We start from the raw sequence: 25,536 nt of genomic DNA, 5'->3' as shown, positions 1-25,536 counted from the left end.
GAGAGAAACTTGTTAATCAGGAGATAGTCATGGACAGATTCCCTCGTTCCGATTCCATTGTTCAGAGCCGCAGCGGCCTGCAGACCTACATGGCGCAGGTTTACGGCTGGATGACGGTCGGGTTGTTGTTAACCGCGTTTATCGCGTGGTTTGCGGCGAATACCCCGGCGGTCATGATGTTCGTCTTTTCAAGCAAAATCACTTTCTTCGGGCTGATCATCGCCCAACTGGCGCTGGTGTTTGTGCTCTCGGGGATGGTGCAGCGCTTAAGCGCGGGTATGGCGACGACGCTGTTTATGCTTTATTCGGCGTTAACAGGGCTAACGTTAGCGAGCATCTTTATTGTTTATACCTATTCGTCTATCGCCAGCACTTTTGTGGTGACCGGCGGGATGTTCGGGGCGATGAGCCTGTATGGTTACACCACTAAGCGCGATCTGAGCGGCTTCGGCAGCATGCTGTTTATGGGGCTGATTGGTATCGTGCTGGCGTCGCTGGTTAACCTGTGGCTGAAGAGCGAAGCGCTGATGTGGGCGGTAACCTACATTGGTGTGCTGGTGTTTGTTGGCCTGACCGCCTACGACACCCAGAAGCTGAAAAACATCGGCGAGCAGATTGATACCCGCGATAGCGCCACGCTGCGTAAATACTCGATTCTCGGAGCCTTAACGCTGTATCTGGACTTCATCAACCTGTTCCTGATGCTGCTGCGTATCTTCGGCAACCGCCGTTAATATCATCCCGGATAGCGGCGCGATGCGCCTTATCCGGGCTACCAATCCAGGCAATCCGCAAAAATATCGCCCGGTAAGCGCAACCGGGCCGTTTCATCCGCGGGCCAGCTTGCGCTCGTTTTTCTGCCGCAGCTTTTTCGCCCGACTCTCCAGCACCAGATAGGCGATGGTCGCCAGCAGCAGCGGCAGAAAATAGTACAGCGCGCGCCACGCCAGCAGCGCGGCAATTATCGCCCCCTTCGAAATCGACTCGCCGGAGAGCATGGCGATAAACACCGCCTCCAGCACGCCAATCCCGGCGGGAATATGAACGATAACGCCGGCGATACTGCTCACCAGCAGCACGCCCAGCACCAGAAAATAGTTAATCTCGCTGCCCAGTAGCAGCCAGATAATCGCCCCCATCACCATCCAGTTCGCCGCTGAAATCCCTATCTGTAGTAGAGCGAAACGAAAAGAGGGCAGCACCAACCGCTGTCCCTTAATCGTCATGTGGCGGCGTTTGGCGAAGGCGCAACCGAAAAGATAGATCAGGGTTAAAAGCAGCAGAACGCCGCCAATAATACGCAACGTGGTTTGACTGATGTACCAGTGCGGCGGCAACGTCACCAGATTCGCGGTGAAAATGACGCCGCCCAGTAGAATATAGCCCAACCAGTTGGTGGTAATGCTAAGCGAGAAAATACGGGTAATAGTGCCGCCGTTCAGCCCCAGCCGCGAGTACAACCGATAGCGCATCCCGATCCCGCCGACCCAGGTGCTGAGCGTCAGGTTAAAGGCGTAGCAGATAAACGACACCAGCATCACCTGTTTTTTTGCCAGCTTGTGGCCGCACCAGGCTCGCCCGAGCAGATCGTAGCAGCCATAAATCAGGTAGCTGACGATAACCAACCCAACGGCGCTAAATAGCGCCAGACGATCGTAGCCGCGGATGACCTTCCATACATCCTGCCAGTCGACCTTTTGCGCGTAAATTACCAGCAATACGATGACGGCGATAAAAAAGAGCGCGGTCAGCACTCTTTTCGCCATCCGCCAGCGGGGATGCGATTTGCTCATAGCGGATTGTCTCTGGTTTGCGTTTCTACCCGATCCTGGGTTTCAATTTCCGGCTGCACCGGCGGGCTGACCCTGGCTAACTGCGGGGTATGCGCCGGCAGCCAACCGACCCAGGCGGGGAAGTGGCGCAGAAAGTGGAACGCCAGCACGCTGACGCCGAGCCGCCACCAGTTACGTTTTGGCAGCATGGATTTATCTATCTGCTGGCAGTCCCTGGCGATAAGGCCGTTGAGGTTATCACGCAGGGTCTGATTGAACTCTCGGTCGTGGATAATCAGGTTGGCCTCCAGATTCAGCGACAGACTCAGCGGGTCGAGATTACTTGAACCGACAGTGGCCCAGTGGTCGTCCGCCAGCGCAACCTTGCCATGCAGCGGACGGCGGCGGTATTCATACACCTGAACGCCGCCTTTAATCAGGTAGTGGTACAGCAGGTGGGCGCCAAACTTAACAATCGGAATATCCGGCTCGCCCTGGACAATCAGCTTCACCCGTACGCCGCGCCGCGCGGCATTGCGCATCGCGTGCAGCAGACGGTAGCCGGGAAAGAAATAGGCGTTGGCGATGATGACCTCGCGGCGGGCGCTGGTCAGCATTTTCAGATAGTGACGTTCAATATCGTCACGATGTTCATGGTTATCGCGCCAGATAAACAGCGCCTGCGCTTCGCCAGGGGTTTGGTTAATTTCCGGCTGATGCCGACGGCGTCGCCACCAGCGGCGGGCAGCCTCGCTGGTGGGCAGGTTCTCCAGCTCGAATTGGAGAATATCGAGCACCACCGGCCCTTCAACCTGCACGGCATAATCCTGTTTCGCCTCCGGTCCGTAATCGCTCATGTGCTCGGCAGAGTAGTTAATGCCGCCAACAAACGCGGTTGTGTCGTCAATCACCACGATTTTTCGATGCATGCGGCGGAATAAATTGGTACGCATGCCCATGAGGCGCGGGCGCGGATCGTAGTAGCGGAAAACCACGCCAGCGGCGGTGAGTTCGCCGACAAACTCATCGCTGAGGTCCGGCGAGCCGTAGCCGTCGAGCAGCACTTCCACCTGAATACCCCGGCGGGCGGCTTTCAGTAGCACCGCATGCAGTCGCCAGCCCACCTCGTCTTCAAACCAGATAAAGGATTCAAGGATCACCTTGCGCTGCGCGCGGCCAATGGCGGCGAATAACGCCGGATAATACTGGTCGCCATTCTCCAGTAGGGTAATGCGATTGCCTTCCTGCCAGCGACATTTCACAGATGTATCTCCACGCTCAGGGGCGCATGATCGGACAGATGCCGCCAGTGTTTAAGCGCCAGCGCCTTCGGATGGCTGGCATGCGCATTCTTAACGTAAATACGATCGAGGCGCAGCAACGGGAAAGCGACCGGGAAGGTGCGTAGCGGCCGCCCGCGGGCGCGGGTAAAAATCTCCTCAAGCCCCGCCTGCGCTTTTAAAGGCTGATTAGCCTGCTGGCGCCAGTCGTTGAAGTCGCCTGCCACCACCACCGGATCGCCTGCCGGTAGCGTATTGACCCACTCCGCCAGCATCGTTAGCTGTGCCTGCCGCTGGTGCGCGCGAAGACCGAGATGCACGCAGATGACGTGGATCGTCGTGCCGCTGTGCGGAGGTACGATGCGACAGTAAAGCAGGCCGCGTTTTTCGCCATTGCCGACCGAGATATCGCGATTTTCATAATATTCAATGGGAAAGCGCGACAGTACGGCATTGCCGTGATGGCCTTCGGGGTAGACCGCGTTGCGCCCGTAGGCGTAATCGCTCCACATGGTGTCGGCAAGAAACTCGTAATGGGTGGTATCAGGCCAGTTTTCGATATGCAAAGGGTGCACTTCGTGCGCGCCCATCACTTCCTGTAGGCAAACTATGTCGGCGCTGACGCTGCGAACGGCCTCGCGCAGTTCGGGCAAAATAAAACGCCGATTAAACGCCGTAAAGCCCTTGTGGGTGTTAATTGTCAGCACGTTCACCGAAATTCGCGACGTTGGCTTAGCCATAATTCTCCAGTTAATGTCACTTTCCTGAATAAAATAGTGTAGTAGACGTCACAAAAAGATGCGGTGATACGGAATTTTCCGTAAAGTGCGGTACTCTGAGTAACAGAGAAAAATCCTTCAGGAGAGAAGCCATGAAGTGGCAACAACGTGTACGCGTCGCAACGGGTCTTAGTTGCTGGCAGATTATGTTGCATCTACTGGTCGTGGCGGTACTGGTGATGGGTTGGCTGAGCGGCGCGCTGGTGCGCGTCGGATTAGGGCTGTGCGTACTGTACGGCGTCACGCTGCTGGCGATGCTGTTTTTGCAGCGTCACCATGAAGCGCGCTGGCGCGACGTGGGGGACTTCCTTGAGGAACTCACCACGACCTGGTACTTCGGCGCCGCCATGATAGTGCTTTGGTTGTTGTCGCGCGTGCTGCACAACAACCTGCTGCTGGCCCTCGCCGGGCTGGTCATACTAGCAGGCCCGGCGGTAGTATCGCTGCTGGCGAAAGATAAAAAACTAGGCAATCTTTCTTCGGAACATCGCATACGCCGCTGAGCCGGTGGTGGCCGCTATGACTAATAGCGGCCACAAACTTCCCCACACAATCTTCAGACTCGCATCCTTCAGATAAATTTGCTTGGTGATATCGGTAAAGTGCCGGATTGGGTTTATCCAGGTCAAATCCTGCAGCCACTGTGGCATGTTTTCTACCGGTGAAACGTAGCCGGATAGCAGAATCGCCGGCATCATAAAGACGAACACGCCGATAAATGCCTGCTGCTGGGTTGAACACAGCGAAGAAATCAATAAGCCAAAGCCCACCAGCGATAGACCGTAAATCAGCATGGTGAAATAGAACAGCAGCAGCGAGCCGGCAAACGGGATCTGATAAGCCCAGATACCGATCGCCAGCACGATAGTCGCCTGCATCGTGGCGACTATCAGCGCCGGTACCGCTTTGCCAACGAAGATTTGCCAGGTGGCGAGCGGTGAGACCAGCAGCTGATCGAGGGTACCCTGTTCACGCTCGCGAGCCACCGACAGCGAGGTGACGATCATCACCCCGATGGTGGTGATCATGGCGATAAGCGACGGCACCACGAACCATTTATAGTCGAGATTCGGGTTGTACCAGTTGCGCACCACCAGTTCGCTGTTGTTCGGTTTCGCTTTGTCCTGCAGCAGATCCTGCTGATAGTTTTTAACAATCTGCTGTAGATAGTTAGCGGCGATTTGCGCGCTGTTGGAGTTACGCCCGTCGAGCAGTAGCTGTAGCGGGGCGGTTTGATAGTTGTCGAGATTACGCGAGAAATCCGCCGGGAAGCGCACCACGAGCAGGGCTTTTTGTTCATCGATGGTCGGTTGAATCGCCTGCGGGCTTTTCAGCAGCAGGACGTGGGTAAAGGCTTTGGCGCGGGCAAAGCGCTGGGTGAGCTCCACCGCGTGGCGGCCGCTATCTTCGTTATAGATAGCGATGGTAGCGTTGGTCACCTCAAGCGTGGCGGCAAAGGGAAACAACAATACCTGAATCAGCACCGGCATGATTAAAATCATCCGCGTTTGCGGTTCGCGCAGCAGCGACTGCAGCTCTTTGCGGATTAATGTCCATAAACGATGAAACATAAAACCTTCCTCATGTCGGACCCGGGCGACCGAAACTTACCGTAGGCCCGGTAAGCGTAGCGCCACCGGGCAAAATTCGAGCGCAGGGTTAATCCAGACGCCGTTTGGTTTTCAGCCACGTCAGGCCGATAAACATCACCGCCGAAGCAATCAAAAACAGCACGTTCACCAGCAGCACCACCGGAATATTGCCCGCCAGAAACAGGCTTTGCAGGGTGTTGACGAAATAACGCGCCGGGATCACGTAGGTCACCGCGCGGATCACCGCCGGCATACTGTCTATCTGGAAAATAAACCCGGACAACATAATCGATGGTAAAAAAGCGGCGTTCAACGCGACCTGCGCAGCGTTAAACTGGTTGCGGGTAATGGTCGAGATCAGTAACCCCATTCCCAGCGTACTAAGCAAAAACAGGCTGGTGATGACAAACAGAATCAGCAGCGAGCCGCGATAGGGCACGCCGAGAATAAATACCGATACCAGCATACACAGCAACATCGCCAGCATGCCGAGGAAATAGTAGGGAATTATCTTGCACAGCAGCAGTTCGGCGCGGGTGATTTCAGTGGATAGCAGCGCTTCCATGGTGCCGCGTTCCCATTCGCGCGCTACCACCAGCGAGGTCAATATCGCGCCGACCACGGTCATGATGATGGTAATTGCGCCGGGGATAATAAAGTGCTGGCTGATGGCCGCCGGGTTAAACCAGTAGCGCATCTGCACATCGATAAGCGGTTCAAAGGTCTCACCGCGGTCTTCCGCCCGTTGCTGTTGCCAGATCTGCCAGATACCTTCGACGTAGCCCTGCGCGAAGTTAGCGGTATTCGGTTCGCTACCGTCGGTAATTAACTGAATCGGCGCATTGGCGCCGGCGCGGGCCATCTGACGGTCAAAGTCGACGGGAATGACGACCATCGCGCGGATGCGCCCGGCCTGCATCAGCTCAATCAACTGCTGGCGATTATCGCTGACGGTGGCGTCGATATAGGGCGAGCCGGTCATGGTATGGACGAAATCCAGCGCCTCTTCGCTCTGCTGTTCCAGCAATACGCCGACTCGCAGTTTGCTGGAGTCGAGGTTTATGCCGTAGCCGAAGATAAACAGCAGGAGCAGGGGGATCACCACCGCAATTAGCCAACTGCTGGGATCGCGGACGATCTGTCGGGTCTCTTTGACACACAGCGCGCGAACCCGTCGCCAGGAAAGAATGCTATTGCTCATGACCGTTTTCCTTGTCCCATTGGTTAATCAGGGTAATAAACGCCTGTTCCATAGTGGGATCCGCCTGACTGTCATTCGCCGCCTGCGCCTTCAGCGCGTCCGGCGTGCCGCTGGCGATAAGCTTGCCGTGGTAGACCAGCCCGATGCGGTCGCAGTATTCCGCCTCATCCATAAAGTGGGTAGTCACCATTACCGTGACCCCTTTATCGACCATGCTGTTGATATGCAGCCAGAATTCGCGGCGAGTAAGCGGGTCGACACCGGAGGTGGGTTCATCGAGAAACAGAATGTCGGGTTCATGCATCAACGAGCAGGCCAGCGCCAGCCGCTGCTTGTAGCCGAGCGGTAGCTCGTCGGCGGCGTGGCCGGCGATACTTTTCAGGCCGAAGGCATCGCTCATGCGCGCGATTTTTTCATTTTGCGCCCGGCCGCGTAGACCGTAAACGCCGGAGAAAAAACGCAGGTTCTGCTCGACGCTGAGGTTGCCGTACAGCGAGAATTTTTGCGCCATATAGCCTAAATGCTGGCGCGCTTTACCGGAGCTGACCTTGAGATCCATTCCCAGCACCAGCGCTTTTCCGTCGGTCGGCACCAGCAGGCCGCACATCATTTTGAAGGTCGTGGATTTACCGGCGCCGTTAGGGCCAAGCAGGCCGAAAATCTCACCGCGTTTAACCTGGAAATCGACGTGGTCGGTGGCGGCGAAATCACCAAACTTTTTCGTTAACGACCGTGCTTCAATGACCGTTTCGTCTTTGTTGCCGTCCACGTGATGAATAATCTCTCCTAACGGCGACTCGGCGGTTCCGGCGCCGCCTAACAGGTCGATAAAGGCGTCTTCAAAACGCGGCGCGGTTTCGGCCACCTGTAGCGGCGGCATGTTGCCGTTTTGCTGAACCTCATCAATGCGGGCTGCCTTTTTCAGGATCAAACGCACCGATTTGCCCTGAATCACGCCATCGCTAATTTGCGGTAGTTTCAACGCCCGCTGCAACAGGCGGCGGTTGTTTTCCTGCGGGCTGGAGACCAGAAAGCTGCGCCCGGCCATGGTTTGCGTCAGCGCCTTCGGTTCGCCCTGGTAAAGCAATTTACCTTCGTTCATCAGCAGCACATCGCGGCACTGCTCGGCTTCATCGAGATAAGAGGTGCTCCACAAGATTAGCATGCCGTCGCCGGCCAGTTCGTGCACCATCTGCCACAGCTCGCGGCGCGAGATAGGGTCGACCCCGACGCCGGGCTCATCTAACAGCAGCACTTTCGGATCGCCTACCAGCGTACAGGCGAGCCCCAGTTTTTGCTTCATGCCGCCGGAGAGTTTGCCGGCTAATCGCCCGGTGAAAGGGCCAAGAGAAGTGAATTCCAGCAGGCGCTCGAATATTCTCTTCCGCGCCTCGCCGGTGACGCTGCGCAGATCGGCGTACAGGTTCAGGTTTTCCATCACCGTCAGATCTTCATACAGGCCGAATTTCTGCGGCATATAGCCGAGCGCCGCGTGCAGCGCGCCGTCGTCCTTCAGCGGATCGAAGCCGATTACGCTGGCGCTGCCCTCATCAGGCTTAAGTAAACCGGCCAGCATTCGCATCAGCGTCGTTTTACCTGCGCCATCTGGGCCGACGAGCCCTGTGACGTAGCCTGAGTGAATCGTACAGTTCAGCGGCGCGACTGCGGGTCGGTCCATACCGGGAAAACCGCGTGTCAGTCCGGTTAAAGTTATCGCGTCCTTACTCATGCCCGTTTCCGTTGCTGAAGGAGACGGTCACCGGCATGCCCTGACGCAGCGCGGCGTCGGCGTCGTTCACCACGATGCGCAGGCGGTAGACGAGATCGGTGCGCAAATCCGGTGTTTCCACGGTCTTTGGCGTGAATTCGGCGCTGGGGGAGACAAAGCCGATTTTACCGTGATAGGGCTTGTTCGGCCGGCTATCGGTATACAGCAGTACTTCGCGCCCCGGCTGCGCCTGGCCGAGATTTTTCTCGTCAACGTAGGCGCGTACCCAAACCGGATGGGTTAATGACAGTGTCAGCACCGTGCCGCCGGCGTTTAACATGGTGCCAGGTTCGACGGCGCGGGTCATCAAGGTGCCGTCGGACGGCGCGGTCAGTACGGTATCATGCAGGTCCAGTTTGGCTTGCGCCAGGGCCGCCTGCGCCTGTTCAAGGCTGGCTTTGGCCTGGGCAATTTCCTGCGGGCGGTTACCGGCGCGATATTGACGCAGTTTATCCTGCGCCGATTTTAAGGTCGCCTGCGCCTGATCGCGTGAAGAACGGGCGTTTTCGAGGTCGTTGGCGGAAATCGCGCTGCTGGCGCGCAGGCCGAGCTGACGTTGATAAAAATTCTGCGCATAGACCCAGGCGGCCTGCGCCTGATTAACCGCGGCCGCCGCCTGCGCAATCTCTTCGGCACGGTAACCCGCCATCATCAAATCGTACTGAGCCTGGGCGGTGGAGACGTTGGCCTGCGCCTGTTGCAGCGCGTTTTCATATGGCGCGCGGTCAAGTTCGCCGAGGGTTTGCCCACGGCGAATTTCATCGCCTTCATCGACGTTCAGGGTTGCCAGCCGCCCGCCGACGCGGAAGCTCATATTCACAGTACGAATATCGACATTGCCGTAGAGAGTGAGATCTTTTGCCTGGCTGCTTTGATACCACCACCAGCCGCCGCCGAGCGCGGCGAGCACGATGACGACCAATAGAACGACGACGGGTTTTTTCATGATCCCAGGCTCCTTTGCGCTAACCCTTGCAGAATGAAATCGATATGACAGGTGATCACCTGAAAAATTTGTTCAGCCTTTTGTTGATCGAACTGCGCCCAGCCGGTACGCAGTAAAATGGTTTCCCGCCCGAGGCGGAAGGCCAGTACTTCGCCAAGCAGGGCGTGGGTGTGCAGAATCATCTGCGTATCGTTGGCATCGCGCCCGGTCCAGGCGGCGATAAGCCGGGTCAAATAGCTATGTAGCGGGGCGATAACCTGCTGGTGGATAAGCTGGTAAGCCGCGGTAGGGGAGAGCTGCTCGCGAGAGATAAACTTGCTGAGGTTGACCGTGTCGTCCTGGGTCAGCAGCAGACTCATATCGCGGCAGCTGCGCAGGATCAATTCCCGCAGCGCCGGTTTGTCAGGTTTCGTCTGGGCGAGCAGGGCTTCGGCCGCCTCGGCATGCAGGCGGAAATTCTCGCCGATACAGTCGGCGATCCACTGTGCGCAGGCGAGATACAGGTCGTCTTTCGAACCGAAATAATAGGTGATAGCGGCGATATTCTGCCCGGCCTGCGCGGCGATATCGCGGGTCGTCGCATGGAGGCCATATTCGCCAAATTGCGCGATGGCGGCGGCGATAAGCTGGCTTTTGGCTTGTTCGCCTTTACTGGTCACGGAGGTACTGTTCATCGCACTCTAAAAAATTAATCAATCGATTGATTAAGAATAGGGGCGATTCGCTGAACTGTCCACCATGGTGAAGACGAAAAATTATCCGGCGCAAGCGAGTATTATTTTGCTGGTAATTCCTGCGGGGATATTTTATGCGGTTCGTCACAAAATCTGCTAAACTGCGCCCCTTCATGGCATTGTGGTTTTTGCCATCTCTATCGCAATAATCTCCCTGAAAACTACGCCCTTAAACGGGTCGGGGCGGTTCGGAGTTGTTATGTCTTTTGATTCCCTTGGCCTGAATCCCGATATCCTGCGCGCCGTCGCCGAGCAGGGCTACGTTGAGCCGACCCCCATCCAGCAGCAGGCGATCCCGGCAGTACTGCAGGGCCGCGATCTGATGGCCAGCGCCCAGACCGGGACCGGCAAGACCGCCGGCTTTACGCTGCCGCTGCTGCAGCGCCTGACCCAGGATCAGCCGCACGCGAAGGGGCGCCGTCCGGTGCGCGCCCTGATCCTGACGCCGACCCGCGAACTGGCGGCGCAGGTGGGTGAGAATGTCCGCGACTACAGCAAATATCTCAATATCCGCTCGCTGGTGGTTTTCGGGGGCGTGAGCATCAACCCGCAGATGATGAAGCTGCGCGGCGGCGTCGATATCCTCGTCGCCACCCCAGGCCGTCTGCTGGATCTTGAACATCAGAATGCGGTCAGCCTGGATAAAGTCGAAGTGCTGGTACTGGATGAAGCCGATCGCATGCTGGATATGGGCTTTATCCACGACATCCGCCGCGTGCTGGCTAAACTGCCGCCGCGTCGTCAAAACCTGCTGTTCTCCGCCACCTTCTCTGATGAGATCAAGGCGCTGGCGGAAAAACTGCTGCATAACCCGCTGGAAGTCGAAGTGGCGCGCCGCAACACCGCCTCTGAGCAGATCACCCAGCACGTTCACTTTGTGGATAAGAAACGTAAGCGTGAACTGCTCTCGCAGCTGATTGGCGAAGGCAATTGGCAGCAGGTGCTGGTCTTTACCCGTACCAAGCACGGTGCCAACCATCTGGCGGAGCAGCTGAATAAAGACGGTATCCGTAGCGCCGCCATCCACGGCAATAAGAGCCAGGGTGCGCGTACCCGCGCGCTGGCTGACTTTAAATCCGGCGGCATTCGTGTGCTGGTCGCCACCGACATCGCCGCGCGCGGGCTCGATATCGAAGAGCTGCCGCACGTGGTCAACTATGAGCTGCCGAACGTGCCGGAAGATTACGTGCACCGGATTGGCCGTACCGGACGCGCGGCGGCGACCGGCGAAGCGTTGTCGCTGGTCTGCGTGGACGAGCATAAGCTGCTGCGTGATATCGAACGCCTGCTGAAAAAAGAGATCCCGCGTATTGCTGTTGCCGGTTACGAGCCGGATCCGTCGATTAAAGCGGAGCCGATTCAAAACGGTCGTCAGCAGCGTGGCGGCGGTGGCCGCGGTCAGGGGCAAGGACGCGGCGGTCAGAGCCAGGGCCGTAGCCAGCAGGCGCCGCGCCGTCAGGATGGCGAAGCGCCGAAAGCGCGTACCCAGGACGGTAAACCACCGCGTCGCCGTCGCCCGCGTAAACCTGCCGGCGAATAATATGCTGCTGCCTGGGACGATAAAGCGCCCAGGCATCATAACGGCCCGTCTCTCCGCGTGCGCGGCGGCGGGCCGTTTTTTTACCGTTCATTGCGTTTTTTATCGAGCGCGATTCCACCCTCTACAGAAAGCAATACCTCCTGGCCGGCAAAAATGGCACAATAGTGGCTGTTTATACAGTATTCAGGTTTTCTCATGGCTTTGACCGCTGCGCTTAAAGCGCAAATCGCCGCCTGGTATAAGGCGCTTCAGGAACAGATCCCGGACTTTATCCCCCGAGCTCCGCAGCGGCAGATGATCGCCGATGTGGCGAAAACGCTCGCCGGGGAAGAGGGGCGGCATCTGGCTATCGAAGCGCCGACCGGCGTCGGCAAAACGCTGTCATATCTGATCCCCGGCATCGCCATTGCCCGTGAGGAACAAAAAACGCTGGTGGTCAGTACCGCCAACGTCGCGCTGCAGGATCAAATCTACAGTAAAGACCTGCCGCTGCTGCGCAAGATTATTCCCGACCTGCGCTTTACCGCCGCCTTTGGCCGTGGCCGCTACGTTTGTCCGCGTAATCTGGCGGCGCTGGCCAGTACCGAGGCGACGCAGCAGGATCTGCTGGCGTTCCTCGATGACGATCTGACGCCAAAAAACCAGGCCGAACAAAAGCTCTGCGCGACGCTGAAAACCGATCTCGACGGCTATAAATGGGACGGCCTGCGCGATCATACCGACAAGCCCATTGATGACGCCCTGTGGGGGCGGCTGAGCACCGATAAAGCCAGCTGTCTTAACCGCAACTGCCACTACTACCGTGAATGCCCATTCTTCGTCGCCCGGCGCGAAATCCAGGAAGCGGAAGTGGTGGTGGCCAACCATGCGTTGGTGATGGCGGCCATGGAGAGCGAAGCGGTGCTGCCAGAGCCGAAAAACCTGCTGCTGGTGCTCGACGAAGGCCACCATCTGCCGGACGTCGCCCGCGACGCCTTAGAGATGAGCGCCGAGATAACCGCGCCCTGGTACCGGCTGCAGCTGGATCTGTTCAGCAAATTGGTGGCGACCTGCATGGAGCAGTTCCGTCCGAAGACCACGCCGCCGTTGGCTAATCCGGAACGGTTGAACGAACACTGCGAAGAGCTGTATGAGCTTATCGCCTCGCTCAATAATATTCTCAATCTCTATATGCCTGCCGCCCAGGAGGCGGAGCATCGCTTCCCGATGGGCGAACTGCCGCAGGAAGTGATGGAGATTTGCCAGCGGCTGGCCAAGCTCACCGAAATGCTACGCGGGCTGGCGGAGCTGTTTCTCAACGATCTCAGCGAAAAGACCGGCAGCCACGACGTGGTGCGTCTGCATCGTATCCTGCTGCAGATGAACCGGGCACTTGGCATGTTCGAAAGTCAGAGCAAGCTGTGGCGGCTGGCCTCAATGGCGCAGTCTTCCGGCGCGCCGGTGACCAAGTGGGCCACCCGCGAGATTCGCGATGGCCAGATCCATGTCTGGTTCCACTGCGTGGGGATCCGCGTCAGCGATCAGCTCGAACGTCTGCTGTGGCGCAGCGTGCCGCATATTGTCGTCACCTCGGCGACGCTGCGTTCGTTGAATAGCTTCTCGCGCCTGCAGGAGATGAGCGGTCTGAAAGAGAAAGCGGGCGATCGTTTCGTGGCGCTGGACTCGCCGTTCAATCACGTCGAGCAGGGAAAAATCATTATTCCGCAAATGCGCTATGAGCCGCTTATTGATAACGAAGAGCAGCACATCGCCGAAATGGCGGCTTTTTTCCGTGAGCAGGTCGAGAGCAAAAAGCATCTTGGTATGCTGGTGCTGTTCGCCAGCGGGCGGGCCATGAATCGCTTTCTGGAACATGTTACCGATCTGCGCCTGATGCTGCTGGTGCAGGGCGACCAGCCGCGCTATCGACTGGTCGAGCTGCATCGTAAACGCGTTGAAGGCGGCGAGCGCAGCGTGTTAGTTGGCTTGCAATCTTTTGCCGAAGGGCTGGATTTAAAAGGCGAACTGTTAAGCCAGGTGCATATCCATAAAATCGCCTTCCCGCCGATCGACAGCCCGGTAGTGATCACCGAAGGCGAGTGGTTGAAAAGCCTCAACCGCTATCCCTTTGAGGTGCAAAGCCTGCCGAGCGCCTCATTCAACCTGATTCAACAGGTCGGGCGCCTGATCCGTAGCCATCAGTGCTGGGGCGAAGTCATTATTTACGATAAGCGCCTGCTGACTAAAAATTACGGCGCGCGATTGTTAAATGCGTTACCGGTATTTCCTATAGAGCAGCCGGGCGTTCCCGAGGTTATAGTAAAAAGCAAAGCAAAACAGACGCGTCGCCGACGCCGCTAAGCGCATAAGCGGTGTGGTCGGCGGAGCCTACCGCTGGAGGGAGCAAGTCGATGGATTACACCAAAATTATCAAAGAAGTCGGGCGCGGAAAAAATCACGCTCGCGACCTGGATTTAGTCACGGCCCGTGCGCTGTATACGCGGATGTTAAACGGTGAAGTGGACGATCTGGAACTGGGCGCTATTCTCATTGCGCTGCGCATCAAGGGCGAAGGCGAAGCCGAAATGCAGGGCTTTTATGAGGCGATGCAGCTACAGACCATCCGCCTGACGCCGCCGGTAGCGAAACCGATGCCAATTGTTATCCCCAGCTATAACGGCGCGCGCAAACAGGCCAACCTGACGCCGCTGCTGGCGGTACTGCTGCATAAACTCGGTTTCCCGGTGGTGGTTCATGGCGTCAGTCATGATCCAACCCGCATCCTGACCGAGACCATTTTTGCGCTGATGGGGATCCCGGCCACCACCCACGCGGGTCAGGCCCAGGCGCGTCTCGACAGCCATGAGCCGGTCTATATCCCGGTCGGGGCGCTGTGCCCGCCGCTGGAAAAGCAGCTGGCATTGCGTTGGCGGATGGGGGTGCGCAACAGCGCGCATACGCTGGCCAAGCTGGCGACGCCGTTCGCTGAAGATGCCGCGCTGCGTCTGTCGAGCGTGTCGCATCCGGAATATGTCGGCAAGGTCGCGGCGTTCTTTACGCAGATCGGTGGCCGGGCGCTGCTGATGCACGGTACCGAAGGTGAAGTCTATGCCAACCCGCAGCGCTGCCCGCAAATTAACCTGATTGATGCGGCGGGAACCAGAGTGTTGCATGAGCGGGCCGACGAGAGTGTGCAGGAAAAAGTGGCATTGCCGGAATCCAAAGATCCTGAAATTACCGCGCGCTGGATTGAGCGCTGCGTGAGCGGTAGCGAGCCGGTTCCGCAGTCGCTGAAAATTCAGCTTGCCTGCTGCCTGGTTGCCACCGGTCAGGCGACTTCGCTCGCTAATGGCCTGGCGCAGGTTGCCGAACGCTGGTAAACGGACAAAAAAAAGCCCGTCCGGTGGCTCGGACGGGCAAACAAGGGTATTTAAAAGGTCTTTTCAGGGTTAATTCAGTGGCATTTCAGAGTATTGCTGCGATTATTTGTAGATAACCGCGGTACCGCTAACTTTGTTGTTGGTGTTAGCGGAGGTGATGCTGTAGCCGGTTGCGCCAGCGGCATCGGCTTTAGCAGCCAGTTTGGCTTCCAGACCATCCAGAGTTGTTGCGCCTTCAGCGGAAACAACGCCGATTTTATTCATGCTTTCTGCCTGGGCTGGGGTTACCGGCTGAGCGGCGAATGCGCCGAAAGACAGAGCGGAAAGGGCGATAGCAGCGGCAGCGTATTTGATGTTTTTCATAATTAATCTCTCGCAGTGTGTTCTGTAGGGGGACGATGTTCCGTCGATGTGATAAGTATCACGTTTTTTGTCGCGAGATAAAATCGAAGGAAATTCACAGTCTTCATCGAATTTTTTGAAAGAAGAATAATTTATTGATTATTAATAAATTATTTTACGCTATTGCTGCGCTAGAAGGACAAACTAGTTGCCATGGCAACTAAAGGCACATTTTGCCACTTTTTTCGCCAAAAAACGTGCGTGAAAAGATAGCGCAATCAGCGGTAATGAACGGTAAAGGAAGGTCAGCGTAGCTGGCTGTCTTTGGAGCCACGACGATTATATCCTGAATATGTATTGTTGTGTAAATCTTTATCCTGCTGGCACTTCACGCAGTATCTGACCCCGGCGAGCGCCTTACGCCGCGCTTCCGGAATGGGCTCTCCGCATTCTTCACAAAATTTGTTGCTCTCTCCGCCAGGAAGCTCGCTGCGGGCGCGGGCGACGGCATCGTTTACCGTGCTGTCAATTTGATCCTGGACGGCCCCATCGTTTGCCCAACCTGATGCCATGATGCGCTCCTCGTATTAGCAATCTGTAAACAGTATAGAAAATATGGGGGCAAAAAATGCGCAGCCAAGTCCCGGGCGCCGGCATTGCCGCCTGCGTATTCCCGGCGCGGGCAGAAGGATTATTTATAAATAATCGCCGTGCCGGCTAATTTGTTGCCGCCGCCAGCGGCGTTTATTCGCCAGGCAATCGCCCCCTGCTGGTGGGCTTTTTGCGCCAGTTGCGCCTGTAAGTCGTCGAGGGTGCTGGCGCCGGAGGCGGAAACTGAGCCGGACGGGCGCAGCGGGCCAACGGCCACGGCAGCGGTCTCGGGGTTGTTGGCCTGTGTGGGTGAGGAGAGAAGAGCAAGGGCGATAAAAGCGGGGGCGAGCAGAAAGGTTCTCATGGCTATATCCTCATTAACAGCATGGGACATACCTTAAGTTTAGGTCGTGATGAGCAGAACCACCGGATAAATAATAATGGGCAAACAACCACTTTACGCGCTTATTGCCGCACAGGCTTTCGCCAGCGACGGCATGTATTATCCTTGCTACGCTAAAGTTAACGAGCGTCCGGGCGGATCATATCGAAGCGCTGGCTTTCATCAATGCTGTAGTAGGCCGTCGGCCCGCCGGCGCGTAAAATCGGCTGCGCTTTCGCGGTTTGATAAATCCCGTCTTCCAGCAGCGACTCATCGATATGCACGGCGACCACTTCACCGAGCACCAGCCAGCTATCGATGGCTTCGCCGCTGGCGCGCGTTAACTGAATACACTGCGACAGGCGACATTCGAAGTTGACCGGGCTTTCCGCCACGCGCGGGGCGCGGACGATCCGGCTCGGCGCGGCGGTCAATCCGGCGCGCAGGAATTCATCTTCATGACGTGGAATAGTGGCGGAAGTTTCATTCATCGCTTCGGCGAGTGGCCGGGTAGCCAGATTCCAGACAAATTCTTTTGTTTCAACAATGTTCTGCACACTGTCTTTCCAGCCGCCGCTGGCGAAACCGATGATCGGTGGCCGATAGTTAAAGCAGTTGAAGAAGCTGTAGGGGGCGAGATTGCGTTGCCCTGCGCTATCGAGCGAAGCGATCCAGCCGATGGGGCGCGGCCCGACGATGGCATTCAGCGGGTCGTGCGGCAGGCCGTGGCCTTCGGCAGGTTGATAGAAGTACATAGAGCACCAGAAAGCGAAATAAGAAGATATCCAGACTCCCTTATTTACCGCGCCGCCGTCAACGGGTATCTTACGCGGCTGTTGAAAGGAGATTGCCATGAAAGCCGAAAAGCCGGGGTTGCACCCGCGTAACCGTCATCACCAACGCTATGATTTGCCAGCGCTGTGCCAGACTCATCCTGAGCTGCAAATCTATATCACCCTGAATCCGGCAGGTGAGCAAACCATTGATTTTGCTAATCCACTGGCGGTGAAGGCGTTGAATAAGGCGCTGCTGGCGCACTTTTACGCGGTAAAACACTGGGATATTCCTGACGGCTTCTTGTGCCCGCCGGTGCCGGGACGCGCGGACTATATCCACCATCTGGCCGACCTGCTGGCGCAGGATAGCGGCGAGATCCCGAAAAAAGCCACCATTCTCGATATCGGTACCGGCGCGAACTGCATCTATCCGCTGATTGGCGCGCATGAATACGGCTGGCGCTTTACCGGTAGCGAAGTCAACCCGCAGGCCTTTGCCAGTGCCCAAGCGATTATCAACGGCAATCCAGGGCTGACGCGACAAATTCGTCTACGTCGTCAGAAAGAGGGCCAGGCAATCTTTACCGGCATCATTCATAAGAATGAAACCTATGATGCGACCCTCTGCAACCCGCCGTTCCACGATTCCGCCGCCAGCGCGCGTGCCGGTGGCGAGCGTAAACGCCGTAATCTGGGGCTGGGGGAAGATAGCGTACTGAACTTCGGCGGCCAGCAGCAGGAACTGTGGTGTGAAGGCGGGGAAGTGGCCTTTATTTCGCAGATGATCCGCGAAAGCCAGCAGTTCGGCCGCCAGGTTAAATGGTTTACCTCGCTGGTCTCCCGCGGCGACAATCTGCCGCCGCTGTATCGCCTGCTGACCGACGTCGGCGCGGTGAAAGTGGTGAAAAAAGAGATGGCGCAGGGGCAGAAACAGAGCCGCTTTATCGCCTGGAGCTTTATGGACGACGCAAAGCGCCGCCGTCCATTTTAAGTCTCTGCCGCCGGGTTTGCGTTGCCCGGCGGCGGCAATACCTGCCAGGTTTGTACCGGCGCACGCACGCCGGTGCGATCGAAATGCTGCTTCACCTGGGTATCGAGGGCAAAGCGTACCGCCCACTGCTTCAGCGGCAGCGTCGTAAAGCTGACGCGTAACGTAAACGCGGTATTGCTTAGTCCTACCAGCCCGGCGAACGACGGTTCGCCAATAATTAGCCCGCGGATCTCCTCCTGCGCCATCAGATCGTCTACCGCCGCCTTCAGCGCCTGATTGGCTTTATCCAAATCCTCCTGCCTGTCGACATCATAGTTGGCGACCACCGAACCGATCCCGCGCACAAAGTTGGCGAAGGTGGTTATCGAAGACCAGGGAATAATATGGTACGCCCCGGTATCCTGGCGCACGCCCACCGAGCGGATCGACATCCGTTCCACCGTACCGGTTAATGGCCCGATGGTCACCAGATCGCCGGTGTTCATCCCGTTTTCAAACTGGATAAAGATGCCGGTAATAATATCTTTGACCAGCGTTTGGGCGCCGAAAGAGATAGCCAATCCTAATGCCCCGGCGCCCGCCAGCAGCGGCGCGATGTTCACCCCCACTTCCGACAATAAGATCATTATCGTAATAGTGGTAATGACCACCGCCAGCGCGTTGCGAAACAGCGTCAGCAGCGTTCTGGCGCGAGCGCTGGGCAGCGGGCGTCCATGAATGTCCGATGACAGGCGGTTCTCAATCAGGCTTGCCAGCAGGGTCCAGCCGACGGCGGAGAAGAACAGGATCAGCGCGATACGAATCAGGACATCCACCGTTTTCTGCCCGGCATCATTGTGAAGCCATTGCTGAAAATCAAATAGACCCCAGGCGCTCAGCAACAGCATCACCGTCACGCATACCGTAAGGATCCGCGCGGCTTTCAGCGAGGCGGAGATCCAGCCGTTGAGCCGTTTTTGCAGCTCCGGGTAGTGGCGTTGGGTTTCTGGCGACAGGGTGATGGTTTTGGCTATCCAGCGTGACAAAATACCGGATACCAGCGCCGCGGCGCCGACGATAGCGAGGCTGCGCAGCGTCGCGCCCATCATAAATTTGAGGCTGTTGCCGGGGTCAAAGAGCGAAAAGAAGAACAGCACGATAAAGTAAGCGCAGGCCAGCCAGTGCCAGACCAGAGCAAAAGCGCGAATAAACAAGCTGAAGAACGGCAGCGAGCGGTCGGCAAGATGGATAAGCCCCTGAGTGATGGCGCGTTTGTTGTGGAAAATCAGATACAGCGCCCACACCGTAATGCACAACATTATGATGACGTTGGCCAGCGCGCCAATCTGCACGTTAACCTGATTGGAGATAATCGGCACCGCTACGATCAGCCCGTAACCAATCAGGCTACTCAGGGCGCTGAGGCGTAAGTTCCAGTAGATTGCGTGTTCGTCGCTGATATTGAAGGGGCGTAAATCGGCAATCCGCGGGCAAAAAATCAATCGCAGAATGGCTTTAAAAAACTCGATCAGCGCGAAGGCGTTAAGAAACAGGCTTTGTTGGAAAGCAATGGTGCGGTTGCCGCCGTTTAAACGATCGCTTAACAGCTGGCCGATAAACAGCGTTAGCGCCAGCAGCAGCAGGTCAATGATAAAAGCGCCAGCGATGGTTGCCGGTAACTGGAGCCAGTTGTTGCGCTCACGGTTTTTGTGCCTTCCCCAATGGCCCATTTTGCGGTACAGCGGCAGCGCCGCCAGGCGTACTAACCACCAGAAGGCAAATACCAGCCCGGCCAGCAGCAGGAAGTCGCCAGCGGCATTGCGAAAAGCATCGGCATGGAAAGGCTTATGCGGCGAGCCGGTGATATTGCGCCATAGCTGCGAAAACCGTGACGACAGGCGCTCGCTATACTGGCGGCTAATTTCCGTCACGCTTTCCAGAACGGTTTGCTCGTCTTTGACTTCTGGCGGGGTCAGCGTGGGGGCGGCGGCAGGGGGCTGGGTAGCGGCGGCTTTGCGCAGCTCATCGATTAACTCCTGCCGCGAGTCTGGATTATCCAGCACGTCAGCTAATGCCGCCCAGGCGGCTTTTTTTTGTTCGAGGTCAGGCTCGCTGGCTGTGCTTTTGTCGGTTGTCGCCGCCGGAATGCCGGGCAATGACGCCGCCGACAGCGGCGAAATCCACAGCGCAGCGAGCAACAGTAGGATCCACGGCATGGGCGCCTCCATTGCATCTCAAACTGCTAAGTATAGAAGGGGTCAGAGGAGAAGGAGCGGTGGGATGAATCTGGAAAGCGGCTCTCCCCTTACCGGGGAGAGCCGGGCGCATCAGGCTACGTGCTGTAAAAACTCGCGCAGACGCGGGCTTGGCGGGTTCTTCACCAGAACCTGCGGGTCGCCGTCTTCGGCGATGCGGCCTTTATCGATGAAGATCAGCCGTGATGCCACTTTTTCAGCAAAGCCGATTTCGTGGGTTACGATGACCATCGTCATGCCTTCCTCAGCCAGGTCCTGCATGACTTTCAGCACTTCATGGCGCAGTTCCGGGTCAAGTGCCGAAGTCGGCTCATCAAACAGCATCATTTTCGGTTTCACCGCCAGCGCGCGGGCAATAGCGACGCGCTGCTGCTGGCCGCCGGAGAGTTCGGATGGATAGTGGTGCGCGCGTTCCGCAAGACCCACCTTCGCCAGCAGCTCTTTCGCCAGCGTTTCCGCCGCCGCTTTCGACGCGCCGCGCACGCGCTGCGGGCCGAACATCACGTTCTCCAGCGCCGTCAGGTGCGGGAACAGATAGAACTGCTGGAATACCATTCCGGCTTCCTGGCGAATTAAGCGCTCGTCAACTTTCGGGTCGTTCACCTTCAGGCCATCGACGATAAGATCGCCGCTGGTGATCTCTTCCAGTTTATTGATGCAGCGCAGCAGCGTGGATTTACCGGAGCCGGACGGCCCGATGATCACGACCACTTCGCCTTTGTTGATCTTCAGATCGATATCGTGCAGCACTTTAGTCGGGCCAAAGTGTTTGGAAACGTTTTTAAATTCAATCACAGGATTTTCATCCTTCTTTCAAGACGACGCAGAATGAAGCTCAACACCAGGGTGATGATCAGATAAATGACGGCAACGGCGCTCCAGATTTCCAGCGCGCGGAAGTTACCGGCAATAATTTCCTGGCCCTGGCGGGTCAGTTCGGCGACGCCGATAACGATAAACAGCGACGTATCTTTGATACTGATAATCCATTGGTTACCGAGCGGCGGCAGCATACGGCGCAGCGCCAGCGGCAGGATCACGTGGCGGATGGTCTCGCGGCGGGAGAGTCCCAGCGCCAGACCCGCTTCGCGGAAACCTTTATGGATGGACAGCACCGCGCCGCGGGTGATTTCCGCGATATAGGCCCCGGAGTTGATCATGATGGTCACCACCGCGGCGGTGAACGGGTCGATGCGTAAGTCGCTAAACGCCATCGGCAGCGCGAAGTAAATGAACATCACCTGCACCACAATAGGCGTGCCGCGGATGATTTCAATAAATACCAGCGCGATGTGGTTGGCTATCCAGCCGCCGAAACAGCGGGCGAAACCGGCCACCAGACCGATGATAAGGCCGCCAACCAGGCCGAGGACCGAAATCCACAGCGTCATTTTGGCGCCTTCCAGCAAAATAGGAATGGCGGGCCAGATGGCACTCCAGTCAAACTGCATAATGTGTTCCTGTTACTGTTACCGTGTCGAAAGCAGAGAAAGCCTCTGCGAATACGGCGCCGGGCAAAGAGACCCTGGCGCCGTGGAGCCCGCGGCGGATTGGCCGCGGGAAGTCGTCCTGATTATTATTTTGGTTCAGTACCGAACCATTTTTTGTAAATTTCGTTGTAGGTGCCGTTTTCACGCAGCGTTTTCAGCGCGCCGTTCACTTTTTCGCGCAGTTCGTCGCTGCCTTTCGGGAAGGCGATACCGTAGCTTTGCGCTTCCAGCGATTCGCCTACCGCTTTGAACTTGCCCTGACCGGCAGTTTTAATGAAGTACAGGATGTTTGGCGTGTCGTGCAGTACCGCGTCAGCGCGGCCGGTGCCCAGTTCCATATAAGCGTTATCAATGTTCGGGAACTGGCGCAGATCTTTGGTTTTGATGTTGGCTTTCGCATAATCAACGGAGCCGGTGCCGCTCTTCACGGCGACCACTTTGCCGTTCAGATCTTTCACATCTTTAATGTCATTGTTTTTCGCGTTCACCATCACCAGCAGGCCGCTTTTGTAGTAGCCGTCGGAGAAGTCGATTGCTTTTTTACGCTCGTCGGTGATGGTGATCCCCGCCAGCGCCAGATCGATGTTTTTGGTCTGCAGCGCGGGAATGATGCCGCTGAAGTCCATTGGTTTCAGGGTGTAGTCCAGTTTCAGTTCTTTAGCGACCGCGGCCCACAGGTCAATATCGAAGCCGACGTATTTATCACCTTGCTTAAATTCAAACGGAACAAACGCCGTATCGGTGGCGACTACCAGTTTTTTATCTGCGGCGTGAGACGAAACCGCAAAAGCCAGGGTCAGTGCAGCCAGTGACACTTTTAATACAGACTTCATAGTATTTCCTTTTTTATCCACGGGACGAGCCCCTGCGAGAACGTGTAGCCTAATGAAAAAATCGTGCCAGTTTTACAAGCTATTGTTTTTCAACAGGAGCTTTCATATTGCTTGCACAATTTCGGTTACTCGATACAGCAAACGCACCGTGACGGGGCATCATTTTGGTGCAATATAAACGTAGCGAATAACCAGAGCATTTTTAACGCAAACCCTGATGGGAAAACAATCTTGCTGTAACGATTGTGTGAGGTGATTATTACAATTGTTTTACTTTAGTACGTATTGTGTACATACATATGCACCAAAAGAGGGCGAGCTAAGCGATTGCGGGGGGTAGCGTGGGAGAAAAGGAAAAAGCCGCCAGCGGGCGCTGACGGCGGTAGACGTTTATTCGATATTCGCTTCGATGAACCACAGGAATTTATCCAGGTCGCGGGAAGCCGCGGTAAAGATATCGGCGGTGTCTTCATCTTTCGCTTCGCTGATCGCTTTACGCACATCATTGGCCACGATGGCGTAACGGTCCGCCAGCTCTTTCAGGTGTTCCTGAACGGAGTGAATATCCAGCGGGTAGCTTTTCAGCGGGCTTTTGCTGTTGATGACCTGAGTGGTGCCCAGTGCGACGCCGCCCAGTTGAACGGCACGTTCAGCCATCGTATCAAGGTGATCGGTGAGCGCAGTGCGGAAACCATCCAGCATTTCATGGACAGCAATAAAGTTGGCACCGCGCATATTCCAGTGGGCCTGCTTGGTGATCAGAGACAGGTCGATGAACTGGATCACCTGGCGATTCAGCAGCTCAATAGTCGCTTTCTTCTCATTGTCTGCCACATCGTTACGGGTGTAGAGCAGGTTAGACGCTTTAGTTTTAACCAGTTTTGCGGTACTCATAGTTTCATATCCTCTTGATATTGATACTCGTCATACTTCAAATTTGAATTATGTAGAGCGTTTGTCCCAAATGACTTCGGGACTAATTATAGCAAGGGATATCGGGTATGAGGCATCGGCTGTCCATATCAGTTTGATAGCACAGAGTTGTTGGCTATTTAAAAAAACATTTTAATTCAATTTGTTAGCATGAGACGGCTGGCCCGATACCGTCACGGGCCAGTGCGGTAACAAAATCTTAATTTATATCGACTTTCTCGATTTTGCTTTGCCGCTGCATGGTCAGCGTGGAACCCATTGAGGCAACGATAATGGCCCCTAATGCCAGAGTTTGCGTCAGGGTTAGCGTCTCGCCGAGGAACACCATTCCCGACAGCGCCGCCAGAGCCGGCTCCATGCTCATCAGCGTGCCGAAGGTACGGGTGGGCATCCGGGTCAGGGCGATCATTTCCAGCGAATAGGGTAGGGCGGTGGAGAGAATGGCGATGCCAAGCCCCAGCGGCAGCAACGACCATTGCAGCAGCGTATCGCTGGCCTGGACGACGCCGATGGGCACAAAAATTACCGCCGCGATGAGCGAGCCCATGGCCACCGTCGCCGGGCCGTGTTCTTCACCCGCGCGCTGGCCGGTAAGAATATAGACCGCCCAGAATGCGCCGGCGCCGAGCGCGAACAGCGCGCCGACTAAATCCACTTCCCCTACGTTTTGCCCAAGCGGCAGCAGGAACCACAGCCCGAGCACCGCCAGCGCCACCCAGACGAAATCAAGCGGGCGGCGTGAACCGAAGAGCGCCACCGCCAGCGGCCCGGTGAACTCCAGCGCGACCGCGACGCCAAGCGGGATCCGCTGAAGCGATAAATAGAAGAGATAGTTCATCGCCCCTAGCGCCACGCCGTAAAAGAACAGCGGTAGCCGCTGCTGCGGGGCAAAGCGCAGTCGCCACGGCTTAAAAATAACGACTAAAATTAAAGTGCCGAGCGTCAGGCGTAGAGCGGTGACTCCCGGTGCGCCAATCAACGGGAAGAGCGATTTCGCCAGAGATGCGCCGCTCTGAATGGAGACCATGGCGATCAAAATAACCAGTATCGGCAACCACGCCGGAACTTTACGGGACGAGCCGGGCATCCTTTCTCCTGTCAGGGTTTGTCAAAAGAGGTAAAGGTTCCAGTGTACTGGAATAACCGCTTAACGGTTTAGCGATTGTTGAAAAAAGAGGGTGGAAAAACAGTACAATGGCGTAAAATGCGTAGGGGAATGCCTTCGCGACTAAGAATAATCTGGATGCACAGCGCTTACGGCTGGTAAACGTTAAGCACTTTTTGCGCGAAAAGTGTTTGATTTCCAGATTGTTACGAAATCGTGGAAACTTTTGCTTACATGAAAAAGTATGTTAGACAATGTAAAGTCAAAAGAGTTTCCCAAAAGTTTTTGATATATTTAAGACTTAGGACTTATTAGAAACACATTTGAGGTGGTTATGAATAAAATTGCACGTCTTTCAGCACTGGCCGTTGTTCTGGCTGCATCCGTAGGTACTACTGCTTTCGCTGCAACTTCTACCGTTACCGGTGGTTACGCTCAGAGCGACATGCAGGGTAAAGCTAACAAAGCAGGCGGTTTCAACCTTAAGTACCGTTACGAGCAAGATAACAACCCGCTGGGCGTTATCGGTTCCTTCACCTACACCGAAAAAGACAACACCAGCAACGGTACTTACAACAAAGGTCAGTACTACGGCATCACCGCTGGTCCGGCTTACCGTCTGAACGACTGGGCGAGCATCTACGGTGTAATCGGTGTTGGCTACGGTAAGTTCCAGAACAACAACTTCCCGAACCACAAATCCGACATGAGCGACTACGGTTTCTCTTACGGCGCTGGTATGCAGTTCAACCCGATCGAAAACGTTGCCCTGGACTTCTCCTACGAGCAGTCTCGCATTCGTAACGTTGACGTCGGCACCTGGATTGCTGGCGTAGGTTACCGCTTCTAATCACTTCGGTGATATAAAAAATCCGCCTCAAGGGGCGG

General features: G+C 56.3%; 25 protein-coding genes. 7 read left to right on the top strand and 18 right to left on the bottom strand.

Annotated features, from left to right (window positions below; all coding sequences use genetic code 11):
• Positions 1-29: 29 nt before the first annotated feature.
• Positions 30-734 (top strand): Bax inhibitor-1/YccA family protein, encoded by a 705-nt coding sequence (locus ABLU78_RS22485; RefSeq protein ID WP_015367602.1) that lies wholly within the window; start codon positions 30-32, stop codon positions 732-734.
• A 93-nt stretch (positions 735-827) separates the two neighbouring features.
• On the opposite strand, the gene ABLU78_RS22480 is transcribed toward ABLU78_RS22485, so the two are convergent.
• From ABLU78_RS22480 to ABLU78_RS22470, 3 genes are read right to left on the bottom strand one after another with little or no spacing between them, the layout of a single operon-like run.
• On the bottom strand, positions 828-1,793 hold the full coding sequence (locus tag ABLU78_RS22480; protein ID WP_015367601.1) for a lysylphosphatidylglycerol synthase domain-containing protein: 966 nt from the start codon (positions 1,791-1,793) through the stop codon (positions 828-830).
• The gene (clsB, locus tag ABLU78_RS22475; RefSeq protein ID WP_015704806.1) at positions 1,790-3,034 is read right to left on the bottom strand and encodes a cardiolipin synthase ClsB; all 1,245 of its coding nucleotides are present in this window, start codon (positions 3,032-3,034) and stop codon (positions 1,790-1,792) included. The genes ABLU78_RS22480 and clsB overlap by 4 nt, the downstream gene beginning before the upstream one ends.
• The gene (locus tag ABLU78_RS22470) at positions 3,031-3,792 is read right to left on the bottom strand and encodes an endonuclease/exonuclease/phosphatase family protein (RefSeq protein WP_042895144.1); all 762 of its coding nucleotides are present in this window, start codon (positions 3,790-3,792) and stop codon (positions 3,031-3,033) included. Before ABLU78_RS22470 ends, clsB begins: the two co-directional genes overlap by 4 nt.
• Positions 3,793-3,923: 131 nt before the next feature.
• Between ABLU78_RS22470 and ABLU78_RS22465 the strand changes: the two genes are divergently transcribed.
• The gene (locus tag ABLU78_RS22465; RefSeq protein ID WP_032712926.1) at positions 3,924-4,334 is read left to right on the top strand and encodes a YbhQ family protein; all 411 of its coding nucleotides are present in this window, start codon (positions 3,924-3,926) and stop codon (positions 4,332-4,334) included.
• On the opposite strand, the gene ABLU78_RS22460 is transcribed toward ABLU78_RS22465, so the two are convergent.
• From ABLU78_RS22460 to cecR, 5 genes are all read right to left on the bottom strand, one after another.
• Positions 4,296-5,402, bottom strand: coding sequence for an ABC transporter permease (locus tag ABLU78_RS22460; RefSeq protein WP_015704809.1), 1,107 nt, complete (start codon positions 5,400-5,402; stop codon positions 4,296-4,298). The two genes, ABLU78_RS22465 and ABLU78_RS22460, sit on opposite strands and share 39 nt — an antisense overlap.
• Before the next feature lie 88 nt (positions 5,403-5,490).
• Positions 5,491-6,624, bottom strand: a complete 1,134-nt coding sequence (locus ABLU78_RS22455) for an ABC transporter permease (RefSeq protein ID WP_042895141.1) — start codon at positions 6,622-6,624, stop codon at positions 5,491-5,493.
• Positions 6,614-8,353 (bottom strand): ATP-binding cassette domain-containing protein, encoded by a 1,740-nt coding sequence (locus ABLU78_RS22450; RefSeq protein WP_048228556.1) that lies wholly within the window; start codon positions 8,351-8,353, stop codon positions 6,614-6,616. Before ABLU78_RS22450 ends, ABLU78_RS22455 begins: the two co-directional genes overlap by 11 nt.
• Positions 8,346-9,338 (bottom strand): secretion protein HlyD, encoded by a 993-nt coding sequence (gene hlyD, locus ABLU78_RS22445; protein ID WP_015704812.1) that lies wholly within the window; start codon positions 9,336-9,338, stop codon positions 8,346-8,348. Before hlyD ends, ABLU78_RS22450 begins: the two co-directional genes overlap by 8 nt.
• Entirely contained in the window at positions 9,335-10,012 is a 678-nt protein-coding gene (gene cecR / locus ABLU78_RS22440) for a transcriptional regulator CecR (RefSeq protein WP_048228557.1), read from the bottom strand. The genes hlyD and cecR overlap by 4 nt, the downstream gene beginning before the upstream one ends.
• Before the next feature lie 259 nt (positions 10,013-10,271).
• Between cecR and rhlE the strand changes: the two genes are divergently transcribed.
• From rhlE to ybiB, 3 genes are all read left to right on the top strand, one after another.
• On the top strand, positions 10,272-11,612 hold the full coding sequence (gene rhlE / locus ABLU78_RS22435) for an ATP-dependent RNA helicase RhlE (RefSeq protein WP_015704814.1): 1,341 nt from the start codon (positions 10,272-10,274) through the stop codon (positions 11,610-11,612).
• 195 nt (positions 11,613-11,807) lie between these two features.
• Entirely contained in the window at positions 11,808-13,952 is a 2,145-nt protein-coding gene (gene dinG, locus ABLU78_RS22430) for an ATP-dependent DNA helicase DinG (protein WP_015367590.1), read from the top strand.
• 50 nt (positions 13,953-14,002) lie between these two features.
• Complete coding sequence (ybiB, locus tag ABLU78_RS22425; protein ID WP_032712930.1) at positions 14,003-14,971, top strand: DNA-binding protein YbiB; 969 nt, start codon at positions 14,003-14,005, stop codon at positions 14,969-14,971.
• A 102-nt stretch (positions 14,972-15,073) separates the two neighbouring features.
• On the opposite strand, the gene ybiJ is transcribed toward ybiB, so the two are convergent.
• From ybiJ to ABLU78_RS22405, 4 genes are all read right to left on the bottom strand, one after another.
• Entirely contained in the window at positions 15,074-15,334 is a 261-nt protein-coding gene (gene ybiJ / locus ABLU78_RS22420; RefSeq protein WP_015367588.1) for a DUF1471 family protein YbiJ, read from the bottom strand.
• 284 nt (positions 15,335-15,618) lie between these two features.
• Positions 15,619-15,885, bottom strand: coding sequence for a DksA/TraR family C4-type zinc finger protein (locus ABLU78_RS22415; protein ID WP_015367587.1), 267 nt, complete (start codon positions 15,883-15,885; stop codon positions 15,619-15,621).
• A 119-nt stretch (positions 15,886-16,004) separates the two neighbouring features.
• Positions 16,005-16,268 carry a YdgH/BhsA/McbA-like domain containing protein gene (locus ABLU78_RS22410; protein WP_074164477.1) on the bottom strand — a complete coding sequence of 88 codons (264 nt, stop codon included), beginning with the start codon at positions 16,266-16,268 and terminating at the stop codon, positions 16,005-16,007.
• 158 nt (positions 16,269-16,426) lie between these two features.
• Positions 16,427-17,041: a flavin reductase family protein gene (locus ABLU78_RS22405; protein ID WP_015704818.1), complete on the bottom strand. Its 615-nt coding sequence runs from the start codon at positions 17,039-17,041 to the stop codon at positions 16,427-16,429.
• 97 nt (positions 17,042-17,138) lie between these two features.
• Here ABLU78_RS22405 and rlmF point away from each other — a divergent pair, with 97 nt between their 5' ends.
• Positions 17,139-18,053, top strand: a complete 915-nt coding sequence (rlmF, locus tag ABLU78_RS22400) for a 23S rRNA (adenine(1618)-N(6))-methyltransferase RlmF (RefSeq protein ID WP_048228558.1) — start codon at positions 17,139-17,141, stop codon at positions 18,051-18,053.
• On the opposite strand, the gene ybiO is transcribed toward rlmF, so the two are convergent.
• The 6 genes from ybiO to rhtA all read right to left on the bottom strand — a co-directional run bounded on the left by ybiO (position 18,050) and on the right by rhtA (position 24,630).
• Entirely contained in the window at positions 18,050-20,248 is a 2,199-nt protein-coding gene (gene ybiO, locus ABLU78_RS22395; protein WP_048228560.1) for a mechanosensitive channel protein, read from the bottom strand. The genes rlmF and ybiO overlap by 4 nt on opposite strands.
• 111 nt (positions 20,249-20,359) lie before the next feature.
• On the bottom strand, positions 20,360-21,082 hold the full coding sequence (gene glnQ / locus ABLU78_RS22390; protein WP_015367582.1) for a glutamine ABC transporter ATP-binding protein GlnQ: 723 nt from the start codon (positions 21,080-21,082) through the stop codon (positions 20,360-20,362).
• The gene (gene glnP / locus ABLU78_RS22385) at positions 21,079-21,738 is read right to left on the bottom strand and encodes a glutamine ABC transporter permease GlnP (RefSeq protein WP_015367581.1); all 660 of its coding nucleotides are present in this window, start codon (positions 21,736-21,738) and stop codon (positions 21,079-21,081) included. Before glnP ends, glnQ begins: the two co-directional genes overlap by 4 nt.
• Positions 21,739-21,863: 125 nt before the next feature.
• Entirely contained in the window at positions 21,864-22,610 is a 747-nt protein-coding gene (gene glnH / locus ABLU78_RS22380; RefSeq protein WP_015367580.1) for a glutamine ABC transporter substrate-binding protein GlnH, read from the bottom strand.
• A 390-nt stretch (positions 22,611-23,000) separates the two neighbouring features.
• Complete coding sequence (gene dps / locus ABLU78_RS22375) at positions 23,001-23,504, bottom strand: DNA starvation/stationary phase protection protein Dps (RefSeq protein ID WP_015704821.1); 504 nt, start codon at positions 23,502-23,504, stop codon at positions 23,001-23,003.
• A 238-nt stretch (positions 23,505-23,742) separates the two neighbouring features.
• A complete protein-coding gene (gene rhtA / locus ABLU78_RS22370) occupies positions 23,743-24,630 on the bottom strand; it encodes a threonine/homoserine exporter RhtA (protein WP_015704822.1) in 888 nt (295 codons plus the stop codon).
• A gap of 352 nt (positions 24,631-24,982) precedes the next feature.
• Between rhtA and ompX the strand changes: the two genes are divergently transcribed.
• Positions 24,983-25,498 (top strand): outer membrane protein OmpX, encoded by a 516-nt coding sequence (gene ompX, locus ABLU78_RS22365; RefSeq protein ID WP_015704823.1) that lies wholly within the window; start codon positions 24,983-24,985, stop codon positions 25,496-25,498.
• Positions 25,499-25,536: the final 38 nt, after the last annotated feature.

The sequence above is a fragment of the Klebsiella sp. JN_Kp122 genome (assembly GCF_040062085.1).
GTDB classification, from domain to species: Bacteria; Pseudomonadota; Gammaproteobacteria; order Enterobacterales; family Enterobacteriaceae; genus Klebsiella; species Klebsiella aerogenes.
This window is presented reverse-complemented; position numbering and strand designations above follow the sequence as displayed.

Coding starts and splice junctions, on each gene's coding strand:
- ABLU78_RS22485 (WP_015367602.1), top strand. CDS start 30: ATGGACAGATTCCCTCGTTCCGATTCCATTGTTCAGAGCCGCAGCGGC.
- ABLU78_RS22480 (WP_015367601.1), bottom strand. CDS start 1,793: ATGAGCAAATCGCATCCCCGCTGGCGGATGGCGAAAAGAGTGCTGACC.
- ABLU78_RS22470 (WP_042895144.1), bottom strand. CDS start 3,792: ATGGCTAAGCCAACGTCGCGAATTTCGGTGAACGTGCTGACAATTAAC.
- ABLU78_RS22465 (WP_032712926.1), top strand. CDS start 3,924: ATGAAGTGGCAACAACGTGTACGCGTCGCAACGGGTCTTAGTTGCTGG.
- ABLU78_RS22460 (WP_015704809.1), bottom strand. CDS start 5,402: ATGTTTCATCGTTTATGGACATTAATCCGCAAAGAGCTGCAGTCGCTG.
- ABLU78_RS22455 (WP_042895141.1), bottom strand. CDS start 6,624: ATGAGCAATAGCATTCTTTCCTGGCGACGGGTTCGCGCGCTGTGTGTC.
- ABLU78_RS22450 (WP_048228556.1), bottom strand. CDS start 8,353: ATGAGTAAGGACGCGATAACTTTAACCGGACTGACACGCGGTTTTCCC.
- hlyD (WP_015704812.1), bottom strand. CDS start 9,338: ATGAAAAAACCCGTCGTCGTTCTATTGGTCGTCATCGTGCTCGCCGCG.
- cecR (WP_048228557.1), bottom strand. CDS start 10,012: ATGAACAGTACCTCCGTGACCAGTAAAGGCGAACAAGCCAAAAGCCAG.
- rhlE (WP_015704814.1), top strand. CDS start 10,272: ATGTCTTTTGATTCCCTTGGCCTGAATCCCGATATCCTGCGCGCCGTC.
- dinG (WP_015367590.1), top strand. CDS start 11,808: ATGGCTTTGACCGCTGCGCTTAAAGCGCAAATCGCCGCCTGGTATAAG.
- ybiB (WP_032712930.1), top strand. CDS start 14,003: ATGGATTACACCAAAATTATCAAAGAAGTCGGGCGCGGAAAAAATCAC.
- ybiJ (WP_015367588.1), bottom strand. CDS start 15,334: ATGAAAAACATCAAATACGCTGCCGCTGCTATCGCCCTTTCCGCTCTG.
- ABLU78_RS22415 (WP_015367587.1), bottom strand. CDS start 15,885: ATGGCATCAGGTTGGGCAAACGATGGGGCCGTCCAGGATCAAATTGAC.
- ABLU78_RS22410 (WP_074164477.1), bottom strand. CDS start 16,268: ATGAGAACCTTTCTGCTCGCCCCCGCTTTTATCGCCCTTGCTCTTCTC.
- ABLU78_RS22405 (WP_015704818.1), bottom strand. CDS start 17,041: ATGTACTTCTATCAACCTGCCGAAGGCCACGGCCTGCCGCACGACCCG.
- rlmF (WP_048228558.1), top strand. CDS start 17,139: ATGAAAGCCGAAAAGCCGGGGTTGCACCCGCGTAACCGTCATCACCAA.
- ybiO (WP_048228560.1), bottom strand. CDS start 20,248: ATGCCGTGGATCCTACTGTTGCTCGCTGCGCTGTGGATTTCGCCGCTG.
- glnP (WP_015367581.1), bottom strand. CDS start 21,738: ATGCAGTTTGACTGGAGTGCCATCTGGCCCGCCATTCCTATTTTGCTG.
- glnH (WP_015367580.1), bottom strand. CDS start 22,610: ATGAAGTCTGTATTAAAAGTGTCACTGGCTGCACTGACCCTGGCTTTT.
- dps (WP_015704821.1), bottom strand. CDS start 23,504: ATGAGTACCGCAAAACTGGTTAAAACTAAAGCGTCTAACCTGCTCTAC.
- rhtA (WP_015704822.1), bottom strand. CDS start 24,630: ATGCCCGGCTCGTCCCGTAAAGTTCCGGCGTGGTTGCCGATACTGGTT.
- ompX (WP_015704823.1), top strand. CDS start 24,983: ATGAATAAAATTGCACGTCTTTCAGCACTGGCCGTTGTTCTGGCTGCA.